Here is a 26,285-nt window from a genome sequence, read left to right on the forward strand (position 1 = left end):
ATAGCCATTCAATTAAACTATAAAAAAGCTCTCATCCCTTTTACATGAAGGGGTGAGAGCTTTTTTTTTTAGGAATATCCTTTGCAACAAGATGCAATTATATTTTAGTGTATCCACATCTTGTAGCTATTATTATGTATGCTATATTCCACAAAATAATTACAAAAAGTCTCTTATTCTTTTTATCTATTTTTATTGTATGCTTCTTTTTTGAGCCATATGCTTCTTTTTTGACTCATCTATGTACGTATAAATTTAGAAAATTGTGTCCAGACTTACAGATACATAGATGAAAAAGGAGCGGAGAAAAAATGAAAGGTAATAAACAAAAACGTACAAAATTAGGAAAATGGTTAGATCAAAATGGAATTGAACAAAAGGAGTTAGAAACAGCAGCAAAAGTTAGTCGTAGTACCATTACAAGGCTGTGTAATGATAAAAATCACGTTCCAACTCTTTCTATAGTCCAAAAAATCATGAAAGCTATTAAACGTTTTGATTCTAAAGTAAATGTACATAATTTTTGGGATATGTAAAAAGCACAAGGGGTAGGATTCACCTTGTGCTTTTTAACTTTATAAAACTTCTTTTAATAGAAATGTACGAACATACACATTATATTTTATTCCATAACTCTCTAATTTCTTTTCTCGATAATCCGATATTGTAAAAAATAAAATGTTTGGTACGATATCCTTTTGTTTTTTATAAAGCTTTGCAATTAAACTATAATACTGTATTTTTTCTTCATTATTCTTCATGTGTTGCAGCCTATCAATTTCAACGAAGTGTGGTACTTGATCTATCATATAATAAGCATCTGGCACAATTACTTTTTCTTCATTTTGGTATCTAAATTTTATAACTTGTTCTGTTTTCCAATCGGGAAATCCCAGCCACATCCAAGCTTCATTCCTTAAAAGTATATGTTCAAGTTGATGTTTCTTTTTTCTTTCGTTTGGCTCTAATCCTAGTAAGGTACAACCTTTTTTATTAAGATAATAAACATACTCTCGGTTATGCGAGGTAACATGGCAATATTGCCGTAGATCCTTCAAAATACGATTTGCATTTCGAATACTACCAAGAGCATGAATAGCTTGTAATTGCCTCCTAGAAGCAAATTCTAGCTTATTTAAACTCGATAAAATCTCGATCTGTCTGGCTCTCTGTTTGAGTTTTTGGTGCCTCATTTTGCTTCACCACCTTGTATTGCTTTAGTAACTCCCACATATCTTTATCCTTTAAAAAAGGTACCTGGATTTCTTCTGTACGATCAGTCTTAAATAATGCTCTTCCTGGCAGGGATGGCAGATCCTCCAGTCCTGGTTCATCCAAAGCGACTTGAGAAGCAACCGCTGTTGGTAATCGAAAGCCTATTTTCGCATCAGAGTTTTGTTTAATTTGTCTTGGTAATGTATCAGAAGTAGGATATTGAGTGCAAAATATGAGTCGAAATCCTAAACCACCTCCGATTCTTGCGACTTCGGACAACATCTCCTGGCACAAAAATAATACCTCACGTTGTTTTTTAGGTAATCCCTGTGTAGGACATAAGTTTGCTCCTTCATCGACTATAATAAAGCAACGTTCTTTAATTAATGTGTCTATGATATTGGTAAAATAGGACTTCTTCATCATTTCAATCTGTTTTACCATCTTTTCACGCACTCTTACCAACATTTCTAATGCCTGTTCCGGGTTTTCAGCTACTTCTACAACTTGTGATAGCTCCTTGTAAGGACTAAATTCTAGCCCTTCCTTCAAGTCGATAATATAAAATTTTACGTGTTGAGATTGTTGCAAAATCAAACTAGTCATCACATTTTTTAAGAATACTGTTTTTCCAAACCGTGTCATACCCGAAACGCACATATGCGGTGTCTTCTCAAAATCATGATATACATCTTTATCTAACGCTTTGCCCATCATAACTCTCCATGTATGCTCTTTTAATAGATCCTTAGACCAATTCCACATTTCAGGTAGTTGTCGCTTAAATACGCGAATATGAAGCTCTCTTTGATGGAACGATATTTTAACAGGTTTATATAGTCCTTCTTCTAATACTTCAGCTAATTTTTTGATAAGTTGACTTGGTACGCCGAGTGGTAACTTGTAAACATAATTCATACTTATGCCATCTTCTATTTCTTTTATAAAAATGGGATATTGTAATTCACCTTTATGTTGAACACATACCTTTGCAATTTCAAAAAATGTTGCAATTTTTTTCTTATCACTCGGTCCATTACCTTGATAAAAATAAGCTACAGTTATAAAGGTTGCTGGAATTAATAAAAGTGATAACATTCCTCCATACCTCCTTAAGGTAGTTGAGCTTGTATGGAAGTTTAGAAAAAACATTTAAGATGCGCTATTACAATCATTTTCAACTACCAGATGTAATACTAACATAGAAACACATCTAGTATATCCATTAGTACGTACCAAACCGTTCCAATTAGTAGGCATTTAAGACCCGCACGTAGCAACCATCCTGGAAGGTAAAGACCTTTCTTTTTTAGTAATTTAATCCCTAAAATTGAAGCTCCGGTCACACCATAAACAATCCCTAATTCTCCAATGATTGTCATGTTTATCTCATCCTTTCGGTTTGATAGATAAATTCCCCTTACGATCTCTATAAAGTTGATAATCATCCAGTAGCTCATTCCATGACAATGCATGTTCATCGCCAAATAGCTCGTCTTCAATTTTTTGACTTAAATAATAATAACCTCTGTATTGTCGGTCTAGGTATACATCATGACGTAGCATGTGCTCTCGTATTGCATACATGTTATCTTCCTTCTTGGTCCCTTTATACATTTGCCTGAGCATTTCTGAAGAGTAGAGGTACGGAGTGCTATATAACATTTGATATTGATTCATCTCATCACCATCCATATAGATTTCTAGATACACTAAATACATATGATAATGATACGAATTTTCGAATTTGTCCCTAAAAAAATACGTCATTCCTATTTTAGAATGACGTATTTTTTAATAATAGTTATACTTTATTTGCACTTCTTCATTACCCAATCTGTTTTAGAAAACTTTCCCTTCAAAATCCATCCTTCATTAACTTTAGTACTTAGTAGTTCTTTTAATTCATTATAATATTGACTGGCTTCGTCTTTTTCTTCACTTTTAAATTTCTCTAAAGAAATCTCCACAATTGGCTCCTTACATTCAGCCATGGACCATATTTCTAAATTTACTTCTTTGTTTTTAAATATCCCTTTAAACTTTCGTGACAAAACAGGACCATAAACAACTGATTGATTAATAATCTCTTTCCCAGAGTTAAAGAATATTTGTGGGCCATTATTAAAAAACATTTCCCGTAAAGTTTCTACAGGCGGCAATTCTAGTCCAGATAATTGTGGTTGTTTATCTGGTTTATATACGATGTTTAATATTTTATCAGTAAGTCCCCAATCAATTTCCACATTAAATTCATGTTTATCTGTAACGAATCCATCTTCTTTTGCTTTTTCTAAAGCACCTTGTATATCATCCTTAACAATTTCATATCTTTTTTTATAAGTTAATTCACATGCATTCTCTTCTCTTTTTATTCGATTTCGCAAAATCAAACCCTGTGTATACATATCCCTATTCTTTGTATCAATAAATTGAATATATGTCTCATCAACATCCTTTAACTTAATGTCGAATTCTTCTATTATTTCGCAATTTAATTCAAATTTTTCATTTAATACTCGATGAAGTTTAAGGAAAAATTTAATTTCATATTTTTCTTTTTTTAACATTTCATCCCTCTTTTTTTGACTTTAATAATAATCGAATAAAATTTTTTGATATACAAATTCATTTTCTTGAACGTCAATATATATAGCTAGCTATTACATTATTTTAAAATCAATGCTGATTTAGTTAATTAGTCCCAAATTCGTCCTACATATTCAGGATGATCAATAAAAGGATTACGGTTATGTTGATACTTTTCATAAATGATATTATTTCTTCTTCTTTCAAATTCATCAACAGGGTCTTGCTCATGCCAGTTTAACAATGTAGATAATTTTCCGTGATTAGGTACTTTAGTGCCTGTTCTGTCTACCAACTCTAAATCCCTTTCACCAGATTCTCCTTCATAACGAACTGCCATATATAACATTATTCTTGCAACATCACCTTTTATTTCATCTCTTGGTTCCCAAGAATCATCGTCATAACAAGTATCTGGAGCCTCATCATGTTCCGTTCCAGAACATTTTGCATTAGGATTATTCACATGTCCATTATCTAAGTCAAAGTCAAGATTACCTCTCTTCGCATTTACTGAGGCATCTTCTGGTCTAAGTTGATGAAGATCTGTTGCTGGACCTTTCTCTGTATCAAATCCACCATGTGCTTTAGACCATACATGTTCACGGTTCCACAAATTCCCACTACCCCCAAATGATTGCTTAGATTGAGAACGCCCCGCATAAAATAACAGAAGATTATTTGGGTTATTGGGATCTTCATCTGTTTCTTTTAATGCGTGCTTTGCTTGTTCGTAAGACAGTACGTCTTGTTTTTTAATGATTTCATGTAATACACGTTTAAGCTCTTCTCCTGATTGATTATTTACATTTTGGTAATAATTAGAATCTAAATTTCTCTCTGTACGAGTATTTCCCTCATTTTCATGAGACAATTGAATGTTTTTTATTGAATTATTTTTGTCAGAAACTTTTTCTTGACTAACATCTGGTTGAGTTGTCCCATTCATACGACATCCTGACAAAAGTATTAGCGATATTACTAATAAAATTTTGGCTTTACTTATAACTTCTTTTAATTGATTCATTTTACGTTACTCCTTTAAATAAGTTTAAGAACATCCATATTATGAGTAAACGGTAAAACAATTCATACATGAAAAAAAAGGAATTAGAATCTAATATATTTGATTAATAATAATTTTATCTAGTTTCTATAACCCGTTATGATTTTTCTTAAGGATTTAGAAGAAATTAGCTTTACCTTTTAATTGTTAATTAAGATCTTAAAGGGAATTTATAATATATATCGAGAAGAATCTATAAAAAAGAAACTTGTATCCTCTTTAGAAAATTTTACCTAGTTTCAAATTTAGCAATTCGTTAAAACTACTATTTGATTAAATAAAATTTGGAAAGGTGAAAGATTTATGCCAATAAATTATGGAGTCCTAAAAGGACATGTGACAGGCTATACACTTCCTGACCCTAATGATCCAACACCGCACCTTCATGTTAGAGTTAAAGATAATCGAAAAACACGTCAGGTAATTATTAATACTTTCTCGAACATTAGCCCCTCGGAGTTATTATATTACGCAGGAGAGGACTTCCATTCGGATCAAATAACACATCTTCCTGATTTAGAATACGGATTTAAATCAATTAGAGATACGAATTCTAATATCGCACTTGATTATATTAGAGGGAATTTACTTGATCCTTGTAAGATGATTCCACTTCCACCGACAGCTCCAGGAGAAGATAATGATTTATTAGACAAGTTATTACACTATATGTTACAAGCTAAGAATAATCCAGAAGTAGATATTTATGCTTATGGAGAAAAAATCCCTCCTGGCATCCATGATGTTCATATGAATCAAGGGAATGTTGAGAGACATAGACCTGATGATGGCATTTGGCAAGATGGTGGGATGCTTCTACATTTTAAAAATACTAACAAATGGGTTGCAATTTTCTTAGCATTCCAATCACAATCTTGGTGTACAGACGATGAAGGACATGCTACTAAGCCAGTTGAAGAATGTAATCACAAAAGTGGTTGCTAATTTAAAAGCCGCTTCAGTATACCAATACACCTCATCAAATTAGAAATCTAAATATAATTTTTCATAATAAGCTCAACTATCAAGCTAGGCGTTCTTTTTCCATGCCAGCTTGATAGTTCCTTTAAACCCCAATACATTCAAAGTAATAACTTCTACATATCACTCGTAATACGACTTATGTAACTTTCATCTCACAAGTTGCAATATCATTAACTTTATATATGCTACAAAAAGCTAATCAATAAATATTTATATTAATTAATAAATAGCCTATTAAGAAGGGAGAATTAAGAAATGCCTAATACAAAAATAAACTTCGCATTATTTGAACGAATTCAAAGAGGTGGATATGTTCTTTATTTAAGACACGCTAAGCCACTTAACAATACATTAAGTGAAGAAGGGAGAGAACAAGCTAAAAAAATTGGACATATTTTTAAGGAACATCATATACCCATTCAATATCCTGTATTAACAAGTCCTATTGCTCGTACAATGGAAACAGGAAAACTAGCTTTTGGTGATGGAGATCAGCACACAAAAATATACGAAAATTTAAAATTTATTGATGATTTATACAAAACGGGTATGAATCATCCTATAAAGAATGATTTAATTGCCTCTTTTGAAAAGAAGCCTTCTGAAAATCAAAATTCTGTATTTGTTGGTCATGATCATTGCTTTCACGAATCCATACAATGCCAAAATGATACGAATCATTGTCTTTGTTATCTGGATACCGTTATTTTACAACCAAAAGGTCAAGGAAAGGGGTTTGAATTTGTAGGTTTAATATCTTTGGATCAATTTATTGCATGAAATAATTAAAACTGTTTTAAAATTTTTTGTTATGTAGTTAATAAAATCTAATATAAATATATATCTTATATATATTTAAAATAAAAAGATAAAACTTATATAGGATTGCTAAATTTACGTTTATCCTTACTGTAATAATGTCTTTTAACATTCTATAGCGTAAAAAATCATAAATGGTGGAATCTAACAGCGGAAAAATAGGTATTATTATAATCTCTAGTCTACAAAAAAACATAAATGAAATGTAGTATTCCTACATAAAAAATGAAACAAATTGATGCATTAATAAACATATTTATTCAATTGTAAAATTCTATATGAATACACTGGATGTCCACAATCTTATTGTATTTATCCACAAAATATTCACATTACGTGTTAATTATTCAACATAATCCAGATTTAGCACATAACTAACATTGATATTGATGATTTTTAGTAGATAAATACGTAGATACTATTTATACCAACGATATTTACATTAAATTGCTCACATTGTATGTTATTTATATACTTATCCACGAAATTTAATTTTTTTCTTATGATTTTTTGTAGGAATTTGAATGTATATAGACAGCTTATAACATGGCTATATGAAAGTATGTGTGGAAATTTAGATAGGCACTATTCTATTTTTATATATGAGTGCATAAAAAAAGATTCTATTATGAATAGAATCCAGTAAAGTTACTTATTGTGAAGAGCAAGTAAAATTCTTTTAGATATACGTATCAACACGAATAGCCCTCTATCTTGAATTTTTTCAAAAATAGAGAGCTGATTATAATTAGTTCGTGTTCATTGCTGACATTACTTGCTCAGCTGTTGTTACTGGGATACCAGCGCGTATTAACTGTTCAAAGGCACGCATAAATGTAATTAAATTGAAGCTATCTGGTACTTCAATAACACGAAGCTTTTCTTTCGGTAATCTATCTATTTTTTCAATGAACAATTCACGAACATCACTAGGAATAATACGCTCTTTATGTCCTCTTGCTTTTAAGAGTTCACGTATTTCTATTTCTAAAGCAATATAAGCATTTAGGTTTGCACCTTGTTCATAGGCGTACTTTCTAAATAACGTTTCTTCTTGATACTTTAGATAGTTGCGGTGATACGATTCCTCTGTAACAGGTACAGCAAATTTATAGTTTAGTAACTCATATGTTTTGCGGAACAGCTTTTTGATGTTTCGAAGAGAGTACATAGAGAAATGCAATCCGAAATCAAATACAGCTTGTTCCTTTTGTTCTTTTGGAACATGTTGTGTAATAAGAGGGTAAATGCCCTCTTTAGCCGCAGTATCAAGAATTTGATATTGAGATGTTTGATTTAATAATTTCTTCAGAGTATAGACTAATTTACTTGGGTATTCTTCATTACGATCTATCATGTCACGTAAACTATGAATTACGCTTCGAATTTGTCGATGGCATGTATATTTAAGTACATGAATGAATTTGTTCATGTCTTTTGCAAATTCACCGATATTCATCTCTTGTAGTACGGATTCAATAAAACGAGCTTTACGAGCATAAGTAAGTTTTGGTGTGAATGGATCGCGATACTGTACTTCCCCTGTTTCTTTTGCACATAAGAAATCTGTATGTAAAGATAGATATAGAGTCGTATATCTTTTTTTATTCTTAACTCCTTTTTGCAATTTGCAAATTTTGAATAATGGAGTCCCTGTACATGGTAATGCAGTTGTTAATTCTGTCATAACTGCGCGGATTTGATGTGGATATTTTTTATGTAAAAAGCGATACATCCCACCAAAATGAGTTTTATTCCCTTTTTCATCCTGTTTGTCTAAGGAACGTTTTAGTGTAGTTTCACTATGTTGTTGCATAGCAATATCTAAGAATAGCTTCTTAGATGCAACTGATAGTTCAAAGAAAGCTTTCGTAAACACCACTGGGCTAATATAAACATATGCATTGGCTTTTTCAGTTTCTTCATTCATAAAATGAGCTAATTTAATTGTATATCGACCATCTAATTCATTTTCAATTGTAATAATGTTATGTATACTTAATTTCTTTAATGCAATATAGAATTGAGAATGCTGTATATAAGCAAATTCTTCTTTATATAGTTTGTAATCTTCCCACATCATATGTATTGTTACATTTGGAATGACCCCATTCGTGTAACATTTTTTATGTAGATATAAGAAGACTTCCAAATCTGCGTTTGTAATGCCATATAATTTATGCTTTCTTCCCATTGTTTCCGAAATAGCAGATAGTGTACGACGTGAAAAAGATGGTTTAGCCTGTGCTACGAAGCCATCCACATCGGCAATACGCTCCTCATATGTCATATGATCAACAATATCCTCAAGGTATGTATCTTTATAGCTGTAGTATTTCTCTTCAAAAGTTTCCACAAGTTTTTGCCAAGATTTCAGTGTTACTAAAACCGCATTTGTAGATTGTCCATTTAGACTACGTTGATTACGAATAATAAATGACTTTCCCATCTTTTTCACCTCCTACCTATAAATTCAGAAATAAATGCCAATAAACTATAAAATATACCAATTTTGATTATACCAAATCGAAATTTGCTGAAATGCGTCCCTTTAAGAGAAAAAATAAAAAGATGAAAAGCCCTTTAATCCCTTGTGTACCAAGGGGTTAAAGGATTGTTTTATTTTTTTTTATGGACATGATATGGCTATAGATTTTCATATTGGTAGAAAAGAAGAAATATAGAAAATAAACCTTCTAAATGTGATTAAATCAGCGTTTATATCAATCTTTCAAAAAATAAAAGGGACATCATATGGCTATAAATTTTCATGTTTATAATTGTGAATTAAAACGCTAAAACCTTTTGAATAGTGATGTTAAGGGGGTTTATCTATAATTTTATAATTTCAAAAGGAACATGAAGTAGCTAGGTAGATTTTCATGTTTGGGTAAAAAAAGGGACATCATACAGCTAAAGGTTTTCATGTTTCATAAATATGTGAAAACAGAGATGAAAACTTGAAAACCTCCAATATAAAAGGGTTTATGAGGTTTTTATCTGAAAAGAAAGGGACATCATATAGCTATAAATTTTCATAACTAATAGTATAGCTTTAATAGAAAAGCTTATATATCAAGCTTTAAGTACTTTTAGAAAAAAATTTTGAATTAGTAAAAAGAGTTATATCATGTAATTTTTTGTTTCATATTTTGGTGGAAAGGGCAATGATATGGCTATAAATTTTCATTTTCGATGAACTTGGGTTGTTCAAAGTGAAATTTATATTTTCATCTTTACATTTTTTAGCTGTCATCTCTTTAATAAATATGAATAATATTGCCGAAATGCTAATAGGAAAAGAGCGTATGGAAAAAAATTGGTTATTGAAAAAATTGCTATTTGGATTTTAAAAATCAATTGCGTCTAGTATAATCAGTTACAGAGCGGGCTATAAGTATACAAATTAGAGCCCTTAAGATGTTAACGGTGAAATGAAAGAGTGGAAGATTCCGACTACGTTTCTAGTTTTATATAAAGGAACATCATATAGCTAATTGTTTTCAAATTAAAATCGACAATAAATAAATGTATACAAGGAGCCGAGTTTATATGGAAGACGTTCTTCAATTGTTTAGAGATGCACTGTCAATAACAGAACCACTGTATAAACAGAATGAGCAATTGTGGAGTAAATGGAATTCTTATTATGTTGAAGTAGAAGCAGATAAAAGTAAAATTGTGACTTCGGAATACCTTTCTCCATCATTTTCAATGCTTGTACAGTGGCTAGAGCAACAACAAAGAAAAGGTGTTTCTTCTCTAGATATATTTAAAAATATAGATACTTACAAATTAATTATTCATGAGAAAATAGGAGTTTTTATTGAACAAGAGTTTCGTGAAAATCAAACAGCTAATATAGTGCATACAGCAACAAGTGAATCAGATGAAAACACATTGAATGAAAACTATTTAGAAGTAAATAACTCTGCTGTGTATTATAAGTTAAGAGATGGAATAGCTAAAAATCAATTTGAAGAAGATGAAAACACACGGTTAAAAACATATCCTATTGAAACAAAAGATAGTAATGGAGTAGCACAACTTTCAGTCTCACAAAGATGAAGATCTAAAGTTAACGAATATTGAAGAGGCAGCAAGATGGAATACATTAGTAGACGGTGTAATGAGTAATATGGATGATCTAACTGCAGATTGTTTAGATACCATCACGATTCAATGGTTGAATGAAGCTAAATCGCCGGATGAATTTATCGATTTTTCATATGAACAAGTTTTAGAGATGTGCAGTATTTCAAAGGCCAAGGCTAATGGTGTTGAATATTATAGGGTAGAAGATAAAATTAAAGTAGCGAAGCGGATTGCGGCCCTAGCGAGTATTTTTATATATCTAAATGATGACAATGAAGTAGTCGTATTAAATGATCGTGCTGAAACAGGTAAGCATTATGAAGTTAAACGTGAGGTAATTAAAAGGCTATTCGTATTAGATTCTGTAGTTCTATGGAGAGATAAAAATACAAACGAATACATGGGAATAGAATCGTGCCGAATCAAACCGGGAAGTTTCTTATCCGGATATTTATATGGATCTAATAGTACTACCGCATTATTATCAAAAAAGGCACTTGAATATAATAGTTATAGACACAAATATCATAAAAGGTTAATTCGATATTTGACATGGCAATGGAGAATACGTCAAATGTTTTCTAGTATACAAAGACCTTATTCTATAGGTGGAGATAAAGGTTTGTTAGCAGTTATGGGTATAAACCAGAAACAAAAACCTAATCGTATTCGTGAACAATTAGAAAATGTTCTTATGGATTTAGAAAAAGAAGGGGTAATTTCTCATTGGGAATATGATAATGGTTTAGAAGAAGAAAAACTGACAAAGAAGAATTGGTTTAAAAACTATTATTCACAGTTAGGAATAGTAATATTGCCACCTCAAGAACTAATTAGTTCAATGGAAAAATTAGCAAAAAAGAAAACGATTGATCCAATACATGAGGAAAGTCAGCCAATAAAAATTATAGAAAAACCATTAGATACGAGTGAAAATGAACAAGTAATTAGAGAAAAAATAGAGTTTGTGCATCTGAAAAAGAATATAACTATGCGAGAACTTTCAATAGAGATAGGTATATCTCAGCCTACTCTTTCTAGATTTTATAATAAAAAAACAAAACGACTCTCTAGTGCGGCGAGAAGCAATTTAAATCAATGGTATAAACGACAGTTAATTATTGATAAGATGTAAGTTGAAAATAAAGTTCTAAAAAAAGAGTCCTAGAAATAGGACTCTTTTTGTTATGTTGACAGCATTAATTACCAAATAAACTTGCTGTATCAAGATCTTCATATTCATCATTCAAAGCATTTGTTTCAGATTTAGAAACGTCTTCTTTTTTTACATCTTCAGTATTGGATCTCTCTTTAGGAGCCCCAATTACTTCATTAGGAGATTTAATCTCATTATCGATGTTTTGGTTATCATTTTTGATAATGAGATTTGAATCATTCAATAGGACCCGTTTAACCTCATTTAAAAAATCTTTATCTTGAAGTAAGATTTCTCTTTGCATTTGTTGTTGAATCTTATAATCACCAACATCTTCTAAGCCATGTTTATCAATGAAGTAACAGACAAGTTTATATAGTGAATCTGCTATATTCCCTTGAGATTCAAACCATTTAAAGAATTCCTCGTTCTCAATTTTTTTGAGATTCCAAAAGAAAGATTCTCTTTTCTTGTCAGCCATATTATCTCACCTTTTTTCGAGTAAGAATTTTCTTGATTACTTGCATCCCTCTAGCATTCATATCTACAGCATATTTTTCTGGAATCCATAATAAGTACATACCAACTTGCTCACAATACTCTAATAGTTGATTATATAACTCATCTTTAAAAGTAACACTTCCCCCACCATATACACATAAAATTTCAGCTTCACTAGCAGTATTGCTTACATATTTTTCACTTGCATCTTCTAAGATAAGTTCAGCCTGTTCCACTTTTGTAATATTAAAGTACCCAGTAGCTTCTTCATGGTATTTATGATCTCGATCTTGAAGGATTTGTGAGAATTGTTGGCGTTTAATGTTTGTTCCACGTTCTTGGTTTAATAGCTTAACAGCTTCTTCTGTAGCATGCCCAACTCCACGTCTTTCTCCACTACAAGCATCAATGACTGGATTTACGCCAACTGTGTATATATACTCAGTTGTTCCATCTCCAATATCGATATGTAAGATTTTTTTGTTCTTAAAGAATGCTTTTTTTACGGTCTCTACCTCAAGTTTGTCTTTATATAGTTTAATAAAGTCACTAAACATATCTTCTTCGCCTTCAAGGATTGCATATAAAGGAGGAACACCTTCTTGGGTAATGTTTGCACTGTTAAATGTTAAGCTGACTGTTACTTGTTCTTCTCCCACATAAACAACTACAACATGATTTGAATTAGTAAAACGTTGTTCTAGGTGCTTAGCGTTTACAGGTGTCCATTGGCTTGCTGGAATAGCTGAAATAAGATCAACAGTCACATTAATTGATTGTGGTAGTTGTTCTGTTTTTTCCCACTCAAGTTGGACTGATTTATTTGCAATTAGTCCTAGCATATTAATTAATGGCAAATCATCATTATATTTTTGGCCCACTTTAATGTTCATGTTTTTTGGGTTCTTCCCTGTTAGCATCGCTCGATTCCCAATAAAGTACATCCCAGATCTTCTAATTGATTTGCTAGCAATATTTACAAACATATTGTCTACTAAATTAATTACATTTTTTTGAGTATTTGTTTCTGTTACATTGGGCATCGAGTAAACGCTTTGATATACGTTTTTCATTTTTATGTATTCACCATTGATATAACCTTTAAAAGAATCGTTCCCGATATCGCCTTCAATGTCTATATGAAGATTATTCCCTTTTAAATCTGTCATTATACATCACCTCTATAATTTTTATTTTTTATTTATATTTGTTAGCTATATTATAACTTAAAATCATAGTAGAAACAATGGTTTTAGATAATTATACAGTAATTAAATATAAAATAGATATATTATAGATATAATTTGAATATTAATCGGATTCATTCTGTTGTTTAGGTTGGTTGATCAGATTTTTACTGTAAATAAATATCTAATAAATATTTAATAGATATCAAACTGATATTTATTAGAATTTATTTCAATATGTTTGCTGGATTGATTATTTTTTCGTTAACTGTATGTTTGGTACGTCATTTGTATAAGCCCTGGAGAAGTTTTCTATATGCATTGAATGGATTCCTTTAAGATGTTTTTAGGAATTAAAGTTAGACTTAAAAGTTTAAATTATAATCTTCTTAAGAAAATCTGATTTTTTTGAGGGTGTATTTGAATCCGCTAACAAAACAAACGTTATCGAAGTGTTATTTTAGTGTTTAAAATTACATGAACGCTATCCGTTATTATGGCGATTATCCCTTTAATACCAACGTTTATAGGGGTGTTCATTGAAAAGGATAGGAATAAGATGTTTGTTATCTATTCCTATCTAACTATTCGCCACTTAACAGCCTCCAGGACTGTTTGAAGTGTGAAATTTCTAATTCAGCGGGCTACTCTTTTAGTCCCTACAGTTAAAAGATAAACAGCTTCGTTTCTCAGATTTAGTCTCGCGTTAATATCTCTATAGAAATATGTGCTACAGAAATCTTAGATTTTTAACGTCTTTATTTGGGTAACCACAACTTACTTTGCATATTATTTTGTTTGGTGAGCTTTGTAGAGTAAAAATTATAAGTTAATCCTTTTCTTGTTTCTTTATCGTGTAATTCTATAAAGCAAGTAAACCATTAAATATTAAATGTATTAATTTAGAGTGTTTTGCTTTCTTTAATCGATGTATATAATGTGAGTTCACAGTTTACATTATATGATTCTGTATGGCTCTCTAGGTCAAAAGTAATAACTGATAGACTGCTTAAGTTAAAGAGCTCAAAAAGTAATAATGAAAGCATTAATTAGAGGGAGTACTTTGTATATGATCCAACTCAATTATTTAAGTTGGAACTCATTTTTTAGCAAATAAAGTAGTTAGTTGAACTTGAAAGTTTAATACTTTTAAGAGGATTTGAAGTTTTAGAGAATGTAACTAAATTAACTATTGTATAAACGTTATCAAAGTGTTATTTTAGTGTTTAAAATCACTTGAACGCTATCCGTTTTTGTAGCGACTATCCTTTTTATATCAATGTTTATGAGCCTTTGAGAGAAATGCGGCTTATACTAAAGTAGCTTATAGGGATTGTTAAAAGATGTGTTGATAAAGCTGAAAGTTCAGGAACACATTATTTTAACATTGTAGTTTCATTTAAAATGAGCTATTATTCGATATTTGTGATAAAAAACGTAATTTAAGTATTCAACATAAAATTGCATTACAACAAGATTAGAAGAATTATAGGATGAGCGCTTATAAAGTGTTAATTTAACGCTTTATAAAACGTGAACGCCATGCGTTCATAAACCGTTAAACCCATTTCTGTAGGGGAAGATATCCTTGTTTTGGCCTTACAATATGAAGCTATTAAAAAGTTGGGGAATTACAGAAACTAACCAAGCTTCCCAAAAACCAATAAAAAACATGGTGCTAATTTTTAAAAATCATGATCAATACATGGATATTAATTAATACTGAGGATCTTTGCAATTCATAGGAAAGGCCAAAGAAATATGTATATAATTCTTGTCACGGTGGAATTGTCTTAAAACGCAATAAAATTGCGAACAATAATCTAAATTTCATACAAGATCGAATTTTAATTTTGAGTTGGGGAATAACTATATAGAATTTTAGTATATACACACTGAAATTTAGCATGAATACTAAGCGTTTATGTTGCGTTCTTCCTTTTTCTTTTCTTGAATTTAGAAAAGGAATTGAGGAAAAGATGAGAAAAGACAGGAATTCTTATGAGTGGTAGTTAGATTTGTATTATTAAAATTTCACTTTATTTTTGAAGCTAAATAGGTATTAAAAACAGACATAAGAAGAACTCCTTTTGAAAATCTATTTTTAGTATTGTGAAGATGGGTTAAAAAATAAAAAAAAGCGGTAATTACCGCTTTTTTTATTGGGATACGTATTTGATAGAAAATGTAATCCCAATTAGTTTCGATTAAACAAACGTTGAATGAACGTTTTCTTAGTGTTATCCAGTTGTTCTTGTCGATCTTCATTTAACAATTGAATTGTTTTATCTAGTTTTTCTTGTAGTAATTGAATTTGCAAATCTTTTTCTTCTTTTTCTGATCTTTCTTGTAATAATAAATTAATAATATCTTGGTTTTGTTGTACAATTTTTTCTTGTTGGTTAAACATATAGGAAAACTTATCTTGAATTATTGAAATATCCGTCTGTGAACGTTTCTGAAGTGTTACTTCAGTATCAATTTCTTCCTGAACGCTATCCACTTTTTTTGCGTTTTCTTCAACTATATCAATGCTTCGTGTAGCGGCCTCTTCTAATTTCCAGTTTTGATTTAGATATTCCTTCATTTGTTTTAAAATATCTATATCATTTTCATAATAAATTCGTTGGTTACGTTCATTTCTTTCAAATATGTACTCCATTTTTTCTAGTTCAATTGACCATCTACGAAGTGTATTAGTATTAATATCTAGTTGCTTTGCTACTTCTTGTGCAAAATATCCATATTCCAAACTTTACACCTCCATTATTTGTGTGTTAGATATTCTTTCTTTATTAGTAGGATCATTCCTCTAATAATAGAGACTTAAAGGTCTTTACTACCTTCAAAAGGATTCCCTGGGCAGATACTTGTCTTTTAGATTAGTCTATGTATCTAATATTAAGGTTAATTAAATTATAAACGCTATCCGTTTTGATAACGTTCACCTTTGAAAACAAGAAAATATTTATTAAACAATACGATAATTAAAGGCTTACTTGAAATTTTATTATTAGAAGTTTGATTCCGATATAAGAATTTTACTAGATATATGTGTAAGAATCAAAGCTTTCATTAATAGAATTAGCATCTAGCTAATATTTTTTCAATTTGAAATACATGAAAAGTTTGTAAGGGGATCTTTTGGAACGCTATGCGTTTAAGTAGCGTTTTACTAGTAAAAAATAATACTCAATTTAAAATAGGGATATTTCTAATGATATTTTTGACTCTTAAAACGACTTAATCTTCGCCAAAAATACCACTAATAATTTGTAAACTTTTATAAATTATTAGTGGTATTTAATCATAAACAGAAATAATGTTACAGAAGTTAAGGGAGAAGGGGAAGCACCCCATAGATTCAATTTAAAATAAATAGAATTTTATCAGATTTTAGGGAAGTCAATAACAAATATCTACATAATTATTTATATATTTTGCAAGTTGAATCGGATTCCCTAAAATTAGACAAAACAGAATGAATTCCAGAATGCTATATCAAATAAATCTTGTTTTAAAAATTAAAACCAATAAAAACATTAGAATATATTATGATGCCTTTAAACTTACTCTGGCAAGATATTCAGGATTTTCTCTTAGTAAATCTCAAATTAAATTTGATAGTTAATAATGAATTAACCATAAACAAATTATGGTTAATTGTATATGTAAATTACCCAGAACTTCATAGAAAGGTTCTATAAAATGCTTTGGATATTGGAGTTTCTTGTGTCGAATAACAACAAATTTATGATTTTTTTTTAGAAGATATGACAAATAGCCTTGCTATATTTAATTTTTTTAAGCAAGGCTAGATACTAGTATGATTTTTTTAAATTAATTAGTTTCTTCTAAGAAATTATAAAAAACAAATTCTCTTTTTTTATTTGTACCATGTAGGGATTTCTTCTCTATTGCGTTCTGATTTCTTCGTTCCCAGTTTTGCTTAGATTTTTGTCCAAACATTTTTATGAAATGCGCGGGATTGCTATTTTGAGCTTCATTATATTGAAACCATTGTACACACTCTTCAAAATCCCATCTAGCATAGCGGTCGATATAAGGTGGCATCCTTAAAGCAATTGTGTATGCATCCTTTTCACTAAGGTGATTTAGTTCTTGACTTAAAATGTAGTAATAAGCCTTTTTCTGATCCTCACTAAGATAATCGTCTAAATCTTGTAATCTGTTATTCTTTTCTTTTAATTTACAATCCGTATTTGATTTTTCTTGTTTGTTTATGCTGTAAATATCTACAGAATTAGACGAGACTTGTATATCATTCTTTATGTCTTCGTGATTGGCCACAACAGATTTCTTAAAGAGTTTTCCACTTAGAAATTCAGTGAAAGTAGAGCACACATCAATTGCTACAGCCCATTTTATCTTGAAGTATTCAATGATTTTTAAATAGTTGTTATGTATGGTTAAGATGTAAATTGAAGGGGCAATCTTACCGTGTCTTCGCACTTTAATTTGTTGGCATACTCCCAAATCTTGCAGCCATGTTAACACGTAGTTAATGACAGGCTTTGAAATACCAGATTTTTTGCTAATATGATTTTGCTTTACTTGGGAATATCCTTCTTGTACTAGGTACGATAAAATTGTTTCTAAGGCTTCATATTTACGTTTTGAGAGGTAATCCTTCGTAGTAACACCTTCACATTCTAGGACAATACTATCAATATAAGTGGTAACTTTCTTGATTGATTGATTTATAGCCCCAGGAGTTTTGGATAAGTGATGGATGTGGGGACTTAGTTCCGCTTTTGCTCGACTAAGCAAAAAGTTTCGCAACAACACTGAAAAAACCTCCTATTTTCCCACCGCAAATAAAAAGGAAAAACAGAGGTTTTATATTCACATTGTATATGCATTATGATATAATTTTAACATCAAGTATGATACCAAAGAAAAACACATATATTTATAGTGTGAATTAAAACCCTATCTTAGGAGTTTTTAATTGGTTCCGGTCGCCAAACTAGAAGCCAATTAAAAACTGGACGGTGGGGTTTTATTTTTTTGTATTCTAAAAAACTTAGGTTCATATATAATTTATTTTCATTTTACAATTGTATGTACATAATATCAACACCCTAAGTTCATATTTAAAGATAAGGTGCAAAAATAGAAGCATTTCACATTCATATTTACAATAAATTTCAGAATATTCGTATAATAATTGAGCAAAAGCCTATTTCTGGGTACTATGTTATAATTTTCTTACTTATATGTATGTTTCTGAATATTCGCGAAAAAAGACGAGGTGAAAATACTTGAAGAAATTATCCAGGGAAATTGATGATTATTTATCATCTAAAAACAAAACATATACTGATCTTGCAAAAGAAATTGGAGTTGCTAAATCTACCGTCTCTAATTGGATTAACAGAGATAAAGAAATATCTGTATATACTTTTGCAAAAATTTCCTATGTCATTTTTGCAAACGATAAAGATAAACAAGAACAAAAAATAATTGATTATTTAGGTACTTTAGAAGATAGATTAAACATAAATGTTAAAGTTGCATTTGCCCTTGCTCATTTGAACGATCATGTATTATTAATTGAATATCTCGCTGGAATATGTAAAGAGAGCAGGGATTTAGAAATGAGACGATATGCAGATATATTTAATTTATATATTGATCGTTTGAAAGGTAAAAATGTCAGAGAAGTGTACTTGAATATCCAAAAAGTTAGAAGCTCTAATGCGGATGTAGAAATTTTTTGTGATATACTGAGTATGTTAATTCTTTGTGATTTAGGGGATTTTGGATTAATGCAAGGTTATAAGGAAAGAGTCGAGAAGAATATTACAGATGATAAATTAATAACCAATATTCACTTAAAGAGTTTATACGGATTTTGGGTAAAAGAGCTTTGGAGTTATTCAATATTAAGGAAAAATAACTCACTACAATTTGTAAGAGAAAATGGTGAATTAAGAACATATAAGGATATAGATTTCTTCCCTGTTATGGAAGCTTTGTTGAACATTAGGAGTGGAGAAAACCTTATGTTTTCTGATTATAAAAAATCTTTATATTTCTTCCAAGAGGCGTTAAACGTATTGAATGGTGCTAAAGGTAGTTTAAAATACAATATAGCTCTAAATGATATTAACTTCATTAGAATTTTTTGGTGGAAAGATATAAATAAAATTGATTTTGATAGATTACACCCGGCTGAATACGCTTTATTTTTAGTTAAAAAAGGAAAATATCAACAAGCGATAAATATACTTGAAGGAATTAGATCAAAAAGAAAAACTTTAACACCACTTCAAACGTGTTATTTGGGAATGGCTAAAAAAGATATACATTTAATTAAACAGTCTATTGATATGTTTAAAGTAAATAATGATTTCCTGTATGTAAAATTTGCTGAACTAATATATGATGAATATGCAGAAAATATAATTTAGTTGTAAAGGGATGGTGAGAAAATGGTGAAAAAGTTATATATATTAATAGTAGCCGCTATGCTGTTATTAACCTTAGTGAATAGTTCACAAGGTAAAATGGAAACACAACAGTACTCCCAAAAAGCTAAAAATTCTGGGAATCAGTATATGATGTATAGAATGATGGTCGATCCCGGCGGTGGTGGATAATTTTTCTATATTCTATTTGAAATAAATATTTTTACAAAAGACATCGTTTTGAACGGTGTCTTTTGTGATTTTATAAACTGTTTTATAAATTCTTCGACGGGGAATTATGAAACGTTTGTACTACTTTTCACAATATAGAGCCAAAAAGGAGGGGCAACAATGGGAAGAAGGGGATTAAGTGTAAATGAATTAGTGGAGATTGTGAAAACAATTGATTTACAAACTTTTAGTGAAATTGTTGAGTTATGTGCGAGCTATGAACAAGAAGAATAGGAGATTCCCTATTCCTCTTGTTCAACTTGCGCTTTTAATTGGCTAGCATATTTTAATAATTCTTCTTCAATACGAGGTTTATGTTTATCTGGCACACTCATGTATCGTTCATAGAGTAATCGGGCTAAACGCTCAACTGGATCTTCACCTTTAATACTTTTTAAGAGGTCTTCATCCGGAATTTCTTTTTTTAATAAAGAAGGGACACTGACATTTAAATAAGTAGCAATTTCCTCTAATTTATTTAAACGTGGTGTTTTTTCTCCAGTTTCCCAACTAGATACAGTTCTATAAGTAGTATTTAAATCTTCAGCCATTTCTTTTCGGCTTACTCCTTTTATAGCTCTTAATTTTTTTATATTTTTCCCTACAATATTTTCATTGATTTTCATTTTATTTATCACTCCAATTTCGTAATTCTGCATAGTAAAATAAGGTTTTAGTAAAAAATTGACACTAAAGGTGTTGAAATTAGGAACTTAAAGTGTTGACTTTAGGCTCAAAGACTAATAAACTGTATATAAGGGGTGAGACACTTGACGATTTTAAGAGAATTTCGTGAATCAAAAGGTTTTACAATTAATGAGGTTTCAAAAGGTTCTAAAATTCCAATAAGTACTTTGTATGATGTTGAATCGGGTAGAAAGGGTTTAATTTCTAGTCGGGCAAAAAGTATATCGGATTTTTTGGGAGAACCAGTCGAAAATCTTTTTTTTGCAACATATTATCGAGCAAAGTTGGAATGATTTATTTTCATGAAAAATAATTATACATTTATATTGTAAATGAACAATCTATAAAAGATACAATTTTATAATTGTTTTTTTTAATATAAAGACTAAATTCATTAAGCATATGGTGAAGAATCAGAAGAAACCGAAGCTACCACCACCAGTGACACCACAATGAGAAAAGCCAGAAAAACCAGAAGTGCCACAACCACAGATACCGGAATAACCAAAAGAAATCCCAAAACCTGTCATTCCCCAATTAGAGAAACCACATCTAGAACAAACACCAAAGAAAATTGAAACGTATCTTCCGACAACAGGCGGTAAAGCTGAAAATCCATACATAAGATGGATTGGTCTTGCATGTGTCGTACTTGGAGCTATTGGAGCTGTATTTGCAGTAAGAAACTGTAAGAAAGCTCAATCATGATATGAAAGAAGATGAGGCTCATTTTACTGAAGTAGATGAAAATCCGTTAGGGTTTGCTATTGGATTTCGAAATGGATGCATACTCGTAATTCCCATTTGGACAGTTGTTTTTTGGATAGGGAGCAATATATAAGAAACCGAGAGGGAGATGAAATGAAATGTCAGAAATCTACGTCGGTAAAATGAAAAATTTAGGGAAACCTGGGGAAGGCGTTATGCAGGGCAAGAGTGCTTGGTTACCTGAAGAATTGATGCAAGCAATTTCAATCGCTCAAACTGTAATTAAACCATTAAAGCAACATGATTATTGGATAGAATCCGCTACAAAATTATTGGCAGGAAGTATTTTGTATCTCGATCAACGGCATAAAAACCTATATTACCTAGATGTGAAAAAAGTTATTGAGTTCACGGAAAAAATGTATGAGAGTGAAGCGAACTTGGTAGAGGTAGTAAATTCGCTCGAAAATGAGCACCCAGCATATCATATCTTCCATGAGCTAGGTCTTTATTCAAAAGAAACAAGGGATGCGATAACTATCACTTTGCTATACATTCTTGAAAAACATCAACGTGAAAAGCAAGGGGAACAAAAAGAGTATTTTTGGTTTCAGTAGTAGTCAGAAGAGGAAAATGAAATAGGAAGGAGTGCAATACATGTTAGGCGTAGCTAAGAAGTATACAAAGGTGATTAGAGCGTTGAAAGAACTGAATGAAGGGGAAAAGATTGCAGGTGTCATAAAAGCTCGTTTTGGAGCTTATAAAACGGTCATAGAAGGTGTGAAGGAAACAGCCGATGATTTTATTTTCATTTTTGATCCGAAAGGCATCTTTTATGAAGATACCCATCACGAAAAACGAAAACAAGGATATCACACCATCAAACATGATTTACTAATGGGTTATGAAATGCTTGAAATGGATGTAAAGCAAAAATCGGTTGTGTATATCAGTATCGAAACGGAAACAAGTACGTATCAAGAGAGAGGAGAAGCATTATCAAATTTTCTTCAATATCTAACAGAATGCAAGAATATAAGACCGATTCACCTGGTATTTCATCAATATGATTTGTACCCGATCCCTCATATGGAGCAGTTTTTAAAAGAAAGCGCAACATACCACATTCAGCATTCAATCGTAGTTGAATCTCAATCCGCATTACAGCACATATACGGAAAAGAGGCAGCACAACGCATCATAACCTCGTATAACACAACAATCCTAGCATGATCTAAAGCACTTGTTTACTATTTCATCCTATCTAGATGGCTAGAAAACTAGACAAGGGAGAAGCGTTTTTCTCCCTTCTCTATCAAAAATAGGAGGCGTTCATATGGGAAAAGAAAAAAGACTCACATTTTATGATATTGCGGCATCACAAGCTCATAGTGTTAAAACTTTTGATGGAAAAACATACGAACTGAAAGGTACCATCGCAATTGAAAATAGCACAGGAAGCATTGAAAAAGTGGCTCAAATCTATTATCAAGTGCGCTCGGTTAGAGATGAACATCAAAACTTAATTGCTAAACGAAAAAATAAACATGCGGAATTAGTAGCTGTAAAACAAAAGTGTAAATAAAAAAAGCGATTTTGAAGTGTGCTGAGAACATAGCACAAAGTAATTTGCTCTTTGACAATTTAGATATATATTGCGTATCTTTTCCTTTCAGTATTGATGTAAAAGGATGATATACGGCTTTCAATATATATGCGTGCCTCCCTTCGAAAGGTCACTAGAGGGGTTAGGTATACGATTATCGTTGGGTGAGTAAGATCGTAAAACTCATCTGTGACCACTGGGAAATGCAGTGTATCAAAGACCTGTTTGTGTCAGTACTCGTGAGGAATATCCCATTTTGACATTCTGAAGAAGCGAGGAACATCACAACAGTAGATACATAAGGTTCTACGTTCACGCCAAAATACGTAGTGCGGTATTGGGCATATAGAAGCTAGGTCGGGATTAGTCTCTATACGCATGCCAATACAGGGTTCGTCATTCCAGCCATAAATGATATTTCCATTTTCTATCCCACTTTCCTTTAAATGTTATAAAATAAAGACAGATGTTGGAGTTTAAAAGTGTCTCATCACACTTCAAAATCGCTTATAAAAATATGACATAGGGAGGAACACACATGAGTCGTAAAGGGTGGATCATTTCCGCTGTTGTTGGACTGTTAATTGCAATTGGTATTGGTTCAACATTTGTCTTTAGTTCGGGAGAAGGGGAAGTAATGGAACTTAGTCCGTTAGAAATGAAGAAGTTCATGAGTGAGGATGGCACAGGTTTTGTTATGCTAAATTCCACTAAGAAGAAAAGAGAGAATTGGCTTCATATTATAAAAAAAGTAGCACAGCAAGAAAAGGTTCAGATACAAGAATTGAATGAAAAGCGTGAAGATGTACCAGGTTCAAGCAACCCTTATGATTGGGGATTATCACAAAGAAGAGATTCCCTTGCTTATTATGAAAAAGGAAAATTGAAGAAAGATATTGATTTTTCCACATTTAAAGAGTCAGAACTTGAAAAAGAAGTTATCTATTTTGTCCAAAATTGCAAAGAACAATATCAGAAGTAATCACATAATCATTGAAAGGTGGTGATATAGTGGCGATTACACAGAGGGAGTTAAAAAAAGAAAAAGATATGGTAGCAAACTTACTAAGAGCCAATGGTCAGGATTATAACCATTGGCTTCATTTACATCACCAGAAATACATTGAAGAAAATCAAGATTTAGTAATGAAAGCTTTACAAGCTTATAAAGCAACAGCAACAGAAGTAAAGGAAGACAGCAAGGCGAATGAATCAAGTCAGCTTAGTAACGTATAAGCATTTAAAAATGAAAAGGGAGTGAATGTATATGTCAATGTTGGAAACATTATCTCAAATGTTAGTGTTAGGTGATGCGATGGATGGTCTAATTAATACGGGGAATTCATTTATTACATGGATGCAAAGAGGAGCAATGGTGAGTACAGCAATTGTATTTTGCTGGGGCGCTTATCTATTAATTTGGGGCGGTGAACGAGGAAGACATAAATGTATTTGGTGGTTTATTGGTGGGGCAGCCGGACTTGTTATCGTAATGGGATGCCAATACTTAGCAGAGAGCGTAAATAGCAATGTGAAATTTGGTCAAATCTTATTCCCGTTTTTCTGGATGAAATAGTGAAAAATATAATTAAGGCAATGAGGAGGCTATGCAAAGGGTATGGCTTTTTTTGTTGCCTTTTTTTCATGGAATTTTAGTTTTATTAAGCAATCGGGGTGTTAATTATGAGATTACCAAGTGTATTGGAGAGCGTTTCGGTTATTGGTAATATACAACCGATTATGACAGTACCAACAACAGATGGGCTGTTAAGAGCTTTGATATTCTTCATCGTTATTTGGTTATTGATTTCTGTTTTTTGTATCTATCATAAGTACGCAACCAATAAAGTTGAAAATAATAATTCAAGAGATCAGTCGAAGTGAATTTAAAGTAAACGGAAGAAAGGAGAAGCCATGTTTGTCATTTTTAAGAGTAGCAATGGAACAGAAATTGATTCGGGTAAGCAATATTCGTTTCATGAAGCTTATATCTTAACGAAGCGATTAGAACGAGTTTATAGAGAGGCAGGGCGGCAAGAACATATTGATTTCGATTTGTTAGATGGTCATTCTAATGAAATTTATAACGGTACGTTATCGCTTGGCTCGAGATATGCAGATCACATTTTTGATCACATTTCTAAAAAAATGAATGTGATGCAATTAGATCCGGAACAAGAGGAACAAAAAAAGGAGCTGTTAGAAACGTTAGAAAGGGAAATCAATGATTCTCCTTTTCATGAAGAATATGAATATCAAGAAGAATTACCAGTAAGGAAGGAAGAACCTCCTTCTAGTCCATCGAATGAAATAGAGCCACAAGTAAAGCCTGAAAAGGAAAATAGAAAAGGATTTAAGATTATTGCGAGTGTTATAGGGAGCATGGTGTTAATTGGAGCTGGTGCCATATTTGCCTTTAAGTTACTCTCTTCCGATCCAGTTTCGAGTGCAAATGCTGGTTCTGAACAATATGTAGTAAAGGGATTACAACAGGCAGCTATTCAACAGTATGGAGAAGCCGTTAAATACTTCGATAAGGTCAATTACACAGAATTAGATAAAGATAGTCAGAAGGCAGTTTTATTTACTTATTTATTAAACGGAAAGGCAAATAAAGCATTACAATATGAGCCGAAATTTGCAGAAAGTGTGGTTGCTTATTTTATTGGGATAGACAACATGAATAAAATCAATGATATTGATGTCAAAAATGATGTAATCGACTTTGAAAAGGCAGCACTTAATAAGAAATATGAGGAGGTAATTAAGCTTAAGGGGAAAGTCAATATGGACGGTAGACGTGAAAAACTCATTGTTGAAGCTTTTGTAAATCTAAAAAAATATGAAGATTGTTATTCCTTCGCTAAAACGCAAGGAAATAAAAACGTAATGAAAGAGGTTAAAGAATTAGAGAAACGAGATATTCAACAATCTACGGTAAGTGAAGAGGAAAAGAAAGCTAAGATTGAAAAAATTGATAAAGATCTACAGAACATCTAAGGGGGAG

26 protein-coding genes and 2 pseudogenes are annotated in these 26,285 nt (G+C 31.4%); 16 read left to right on the top strand and 12 right to left on the bottom strand.

The features are described 5' to 3' along the window. The first annotated feature begins 311 nt into the window (after positions 1-311). Positions 312-536 (top strand): helix-turn-helix domain-containing protein, encoded by a 225-nt coding sequence (locus AC0OM3_RS11405; protein ID WP_474211851.1) that lies wholly within the window; start codon positions 312-314, stop codon positions 534-536. A gap of 39 nt (positions 537-575) precedes the next feature. Here the strand turns inward: AC0OM3_RS11405 and AC0OM3_RS11410 are convergent, their stop codons facing one another. The 6 genes from AC0OM3_RS11410 to AC0OM3_RS11435 all read right to left on the bottom strand — a co-directional run bounded on the left by AC0OM3_RS11410 (position 576) and on the right by AC0OM3_RS11435 (position 4,831). Then, positions 576-1,193 (bottom strand): replication-relaxation family protein, encoded by a 618-nt coding sequence (locus tag AC0OM3_RS11410; protein ID WP_474211853.1) that lies wholly within the window; start codon positions 1,191-1,193, stop codon positions 576-578. Next, the gene (locus AC0OM3_RS11415; protein WP_474211855.1) at positions 1,132-2,313 is read right to left on the bottom strand and encodes an FtsK/SpoIIIE domain-containing protein; all 1,182 of its coding nucleotides are present in this window, start codon (positions 2,311-2,313) and stop codon (positions 1,132-1,134) included. Before AC0OM3_RS11415 ends, AC0OM3_RS11410 begins: the two co-directional genes overlap by 62 nt. A gap of 98 nt (positions 2,314-2,411) precedes the next feature. Beyond that, a complete protein-coding gene (locus AC0OM3_RS11420; RefSeq protein WP_474211857.1) occupies positions 2,412-2,597 on the bottom strand; it encodes a hypothetical protein in 186 nt (61 codons plus the stop codon). Positions 2,598-2,604: 7 nt separating this feature from the next. Next, a complete protein-coding gene (locus AC0OM3_RS11425) occupies positions 2,605-2,895 on the bottom strand; it encodes a hypothetical protein (RefSeq protein ID WP_474211956.1) in 291 nt (96 codons plus the stop codon). Positions 2,896-3,026: 131 nt separating this feature from the next. Then, positions 3,027-3,785, bottom strand: a complete 759-nt coding sequence (locus AC0OM3_RS11430) for a hypothetical protein (RefSeq protein WP_474211859.1) — start codon at positions 3,783-3,785, stop codon at positions 3,027-3,029. A gap of 128 nt (positions 3,786-3,913) precedes the next feature. After that, positions 3,914-4,831, bottom strand: a complete 918-nt coding sequence (locus tag AC0OM3_RS11435; protein WP_474211861.1) for an endonuclease I family protein — start codon at positions 4,829-4,831, stop codon at positions 3,914-3,916. A gap of 342 nt (positions 4,832-5,173) precedes the next feature. Here AC0OM3_RS11435 and AC0OM3_RS11440 point away from each other — a divergent pair, with 342 nt between their 5' ends. Together AC0OM3_RS11440 and AC0OM3_RS11445 are read left to right on the top strand one after the other, a co-directional pair. Next, on the top strand, positions 5,174-5,815 hold the full coding sequence (locus AC0OM3_RS11440) for a DUF2278 family protein (protein WP_474211862.1): 642 nt from the start codon (positions 5,174-5,176) through the stop codon (positions 5,813-5,815). A gap of 294 nt (positions 5,816-6,109) precedes the next feature. Then, positions 6,110-6,634, top strand: coding sequence for a histidine phosphatase family protein (locus AC0OM3_RS11445; protein ID WP_474211864.1), 525 nt, complete (start codon positions 6,110-6,112; stop codon positions 6,632-6,634). A 787-nt stretch (positions 6,635-7,421) separates the two neighbouring features. On the opposite strand, the gene AC0OM3_RS11450 is transcribed toward AC0OM3_RS11445, so the two are convergent. Continuing rightward, the gene (locus AC0OM3_RS11450) at positions 7,422-9,122 is read right to left on the bottom strand and encodes a hypothetical protein (protein ID WP_474211866.1); all 1,701 of its coding nucleotides are present in this window, start codon (positions 9,120-9,122) and stop codon (positions 7,422-7,424) included. A gap of 1,103 nt (positions 9,123-10,225) precedes the next feature. Between AC0OM3_RS11450 and AC0OM3_RS11455 the strand changes: the two are divergent. After that, a pseudogene (locus tag AC0OM3_RS11455) lies at positions 10,226-11,903 on the top strand (helix-turn-helix domain-containing protein). A 64-nt stretch (positions 11,904-11,967) separates the two neighbouring features. On the opposite strand, the gene AC0OM3_RS11460 reads toward AC0OM3_RS11455, so the two are convergent. From AC0OM3_RS11460 to AC0OM3_RS11475, 4 genes are all read right to left on the bottom strand, one after another. Then, entirely contained in the window at positions 11,968-12,405 is a 438-nt protein-coding gene (locus tag AC0OM3_RS11460) for a hypothetical protein (protein ID WP_474211868.1), read from the bottom strand. Position 12,406: 1 nt separating this feature from the next. Further along, positions 12,407-13,594 carry a ParM/StbA family protein gene (locus AC0OM3_RS11465; protein WP_098207737.1) on the bottom strand — a complete coding sequence of 396 codons (1,188 nt, stop codon included), beginning with the start codon at positions 13,592-13,594 and terminating at the stop codon, positions 12,407-12,409. Between the two features lie 2,215 nt (positions 13,595-15,809). Further along, a complete protein-coding gene (locus AC0OM3_RS11470; protein WP_463713829.1) occupies positions 15,810-16,364 on the bottom strand; it encodes a MerR family transcriptional regulator in 555 nt (184 codons plus the stop codon). A gap of 1,088 nt (positions 16,365-17,452) precedes the next feature. Beyond that, positions 17,453-18,421 (bottom strand): Replicase RepFR55, encoded by a 969-nt coding sequence (locus AC0OM3_RS11475; protein WP_474211871.1) that lies wholly within the window; start codon positions 18,419-18,421, stop codon positions 17,453-17,455. A 476-nt stretch (positions 18,422-18,897) separates the two neighbouring features. On the opposite strand from AC0OM3_RS11475, the gene AC0OM3_RS11480 reads away from it, so the two are divergent. Both AC0OM3_RS11480 and AC0OM3_RS11485 read left to right on the top strand, forming a co-directional pair. Beyond that, on the top strand, positions 18,898-20,049 hold the full coding sequence (locus AC0OM3_RS11480; RefSeq protein ID WP_474211872.1) for an AimR family lysis-lysogeny pheromone receptor: 1,152 nt from the start codon (positions 18,898-18,900) through the stop codon (positions 20,047-20,049). A 21-nt stretch (positions 20,050-20,070) separates the two neighbouring features. Further along, entirely contained in the window at positions 20,071-20,238 is a 168-nt protein-coding gene (locus AC0OM3_RS11485) for a hypothetical protein (RefSeq protein WP_180985046.1), read from the top strand. Positions 20,239-20,519: 281 nt separating this feature from the next. Here AC0OM3_RS11485 and AC0OM3_RS11490 read toward each other — a convergent pair whose 3' ends face one another. Continuing rightward, positions 20,520-20,903, bottom strand: a complete 384-nt coding sequence (locus tag AC0OM3_RS11490; protein ID WP_098391574.1) for a helix-turn-helix domain-containing protein — start codon at positions 20,901-20,903, stop codon at positions 20,520-20,522. A gap of 144 nt (positions 20,904-21,047) precedes the next feature. Between AC0OM3_RS11490 and AC0OM3_RS11495 the strand changes: the two genes are divergently transcribed. The 10 genes and pseudogenes from AC0OM3_RS11495 (at position 21,048) to AC0OM3_RS11540 (ending at position 26,278) form a co-directional block, all read left to right on the top strand. Continuing rightward, positions 21,048-21,257 (top strand): helix-turn-helix domain-containing protein, encoded by a 210-nt coding sequence (locus AC0OM3_RS11495; RefSeq protein ID WP_098391573.1) that lies wholly within the window; start codon positions 21,048-21,050, stop codon positions 21,255-21,257. 70 nt (positions 21,258-21,327) lie between these two features. Beyond that, a pseudogene (locus tag AC0OM3_RS11500) lies at positions 21,328-21,672 on the top strand (LPXTG cell wall anchor domain-containing protein); the annotation flags it as partial. Position 21,673: 1 nt separating this feature from the next. Continuing rightward, positions 21,674-21,805, top strand: a complete 132-nt coding sequence (locus AC0OM3_RS11505; RefSeq protein WP_474211873.1) for a hypothetical protein — start codon at positions 21,674-21,676, stop codon at positions 21,803-21,805. Between the two features lie 25 nt (positions 21,806-21,830). After that, a complete protein-coding gene (locus AC0OM3_RS11510; RefSeq protein ID WP_474211874.1) occupies positions 21,831-22,289 on the top strand; it encodes a TRAG family protein in 459 nt (152 codons plus the stop codon). 40 nt (positions 22,290-22,329) lie between these two features. Next, a complete protein-coding gene (locus AC0OM3_RS11515; protein WP_474211876.1) occupies positions 22,330-22,905 on the top strand; it encodes a TraM recognition domain-containing protein in 576 nt (191 codons plus the stop codon). A 103-nt stretch (positions 22,906-23,008) separates the two neighbouring features. Further along, positions 23,009-23,257 (top strand): hypothetical protein, encoded by a 249-nt coding sequence (locus AC0OM3_RS11520; protein WP_000514061.1) that lies wholly within the window; start codon positions 23,009-23,011, stop codon positions 23,255-23,257. A 559-nt stretch (positions 23,258-23,816) separates the two neighbouring features. Then, positions 23,817-24,260, top strand: a complete 444-nt coding sequence (locus AC0OM3_RS11525; protein ID WP_474211879.1) for a hypothetical protein — start codon at positions 23,817-23,819, stop codon at positions 24,258-24,260. Positions 24,261-24,289: 29 nt separating this feature from the next. Next, positions 24,290-24,514: a hypothetical protein gene (locus tag AC0OM3_RS11530; RefSeq protein ID WP_001018796.1), complete on the top strand. Its 225-nt coding sequence runs from the start codon at positions 24,290-24,292 to the stop codon at positions 24,512-24,514. 31 nt (positions 24,515-24,545) lie between these two features. Then, positions 24,546-24,854 (top strand): hypothetical protein, encoded by a 309-nt coding sequence (locus AC0OM3_RS11535; protein WP_016513605.1) that lies wholly within the window; start codon positions 24,546-24,548, stop codon positions 24,852-24,854. Positions 24,855-25,192: 338 nt separating this feature from the next. After that, positions 25,193-26,278: a hypothetical protein gene (locus tag AC0OM3_RS11540; protein WP_474211881.1), complete on the top strand. Its 1,086-nt coding sequence runs from the start codon at positions 25,193-25,195 to the stop codon at positions 26,276-26,278. The last annotated feature ends 7 nt before the right edge of the window (positions 26,279-26,285 follow it).

This window comes from Bacillus sp. FAU20, assembly GCF_056033865.1.

What these genes read in the sequence shown, in the direction of transcription:
- AC0OM3_RS11450 (WP_474211866.1), bottom strand. Translation starts at nt 9,122, where the DNA reads ATGGGAAAGTCATTTATTATTCGTAATCAACGTAGTCTAAATGGACAA.
- AC0OM3_RS11505 (WP_474211873.1), top strand. Translation starts at nt 21,674, where the DNA reads ATGAAAGAAGATGAGGCTCATTTTACTGAAGTAGATGAAAATCCGTTA.
- AC0OM3_RS11415 (WP_474211855.1), bottom strand. Translation starts at nt 2,313, where the DNA reads ATGTTATCACTTTTATTAATTCCAGCAACCTTTATAACTGTAGCTTAT.
- AC0OM3_RS11540 (WP_474211881.1), top strand. Translation starts at nt 25,193, where the DNA reads ATGTTTGTCATTTTTAAGAGTAGCAATGGAACAGAAATTGATTCGGGT.
- AC0OM3_RS11405 (WP_474211851.1), top strand. Translation starts at nt 312, where the DNA reads ATGAAAGGTAATAAACAAAAACGTACAAAATTAGGAAAATGGTTAGAT.
- AC0OM3_RS11525 (WP_474211879.1), top strand. Translation starts at nt 23,817, where the DNA reads ATGAGTCGTAAAGGGTGGATCATTTCCGCTGTTGTTGGACTGTTAATT.
- AC0OM3_RS11410 (WP_474211853.1), bottom strand. Translation starts at nt 1,193, where the DNA reads ATGAGGCACCAAAAACTCAAACAGAGAGCCAGACAGATCGAGATTTTA.
- AC0OM3_RS11515 (WP_474211876.1), top strand. Translation starts at nt 22,330, where the DNA reads ATGTTAGGCGTAGCTAAGAAGTATACAAAGGTGATTAGAGCGTTGAAA.
- AC0OM3_RS11430 (WP_474211859.1), bottom strand. Translation starts at nt 3,785, where the DNA reads ATGTTAAAAAAAGAAAAATATGAAATTAAATTTTTCCTTAAACTTCAT.
- AC0OM3_RS11420 (WP_474211857.1), bottom strand. Translation starts at nt 2,597, where the DNA reads ATGACAATCATTGGAGAATTAGGGATTGTTTATGGTGTGACCGGAGCT.
- AC0OM3_RS11510 (WP_474211874.1), top strand. Translation starts at nt 21,831, where the DNA reads ATGTCAGAAATCTACGTCGGTAAAATGAAAAATTTAGGGAAACCTGGG.
- AC0OM3_RS11465 (WP_098207737.1), bottom strand. Translation starts at nt 13,594, where the DNA reads ATGACAGATTTAAAAGGGAATAATCTTCATATAGACATTGAAGGCGAT.
- AC0OM3_RS11535 (WP_016513605.1), top strand. Translation starts at nt 24,546, where the DNA reads ATGTCAATGTTGGAAACATTATCTCAAATGTTAGTGTTAGGTGATGCG.
- AC0OM3_RS11445 (WP_474211864.1), top strand. Translation starts at nt 6,110, where the DNA reads ATGCCTAATACAAAAATAAACTTCGCATTATTTGAACGAATTCAAAGA.
- AC0OM3_RS11490 (WP_098391574.1), bottom strand. Translation starts at nt 20,903, where the DNA reads ATGAAAATCAATGAAAATATTGTAGGGAAAAATATAAAAAAATTAAGA.
- AC0OM3_RS11435 (WP_474211861.1), bottom strand. Translation starts at nt 4,831, where the DNA reads ATGAATCAATTAAAAGAAGTTATAAGTAAAGCCAAAATTTTATTAGTA.
- AC0OM3_RS11485 (WP_180985046.1), top strand. Translation starts at nt 20,071, where the DNA reads ATGGTGAAAAAGTTATATATATTAATAGTAGCCGCTATGCTGTTATTA.
- AC0OM3_RS11460 (WP_474211868.1), bottom strand. Translation starts at nt 12,405, where the DNA reads ATGGCTGACAAGAAAAGAGAATCTTTCTTTTGGAATCTCAAAAAAATT.
- AC0OM3_RS11425 (WP_474211956.1), bottom strand. Translation starts at nt 2,895, where the DNA reads ATGAATCAATATCAAATGTTATATAGCACTCCGTACCTCTACTCTTCA.
- AC0OM3_RS11520 (WP_000514061.1), top strand. Translation starts at nt 23,009, where the DNA reads ATGGGAAAAGAAAAAAGACTCACATTTTATGATATTGCGGCATCACAA.
- AC0OM3_RS11440 (WP_474211862.1), top strand. Translation starts at nt 5,174, where the DNA reads ATGCCAATAAATTATGGAGTCCTAAAAGGACATGTGACAGGCTATACA.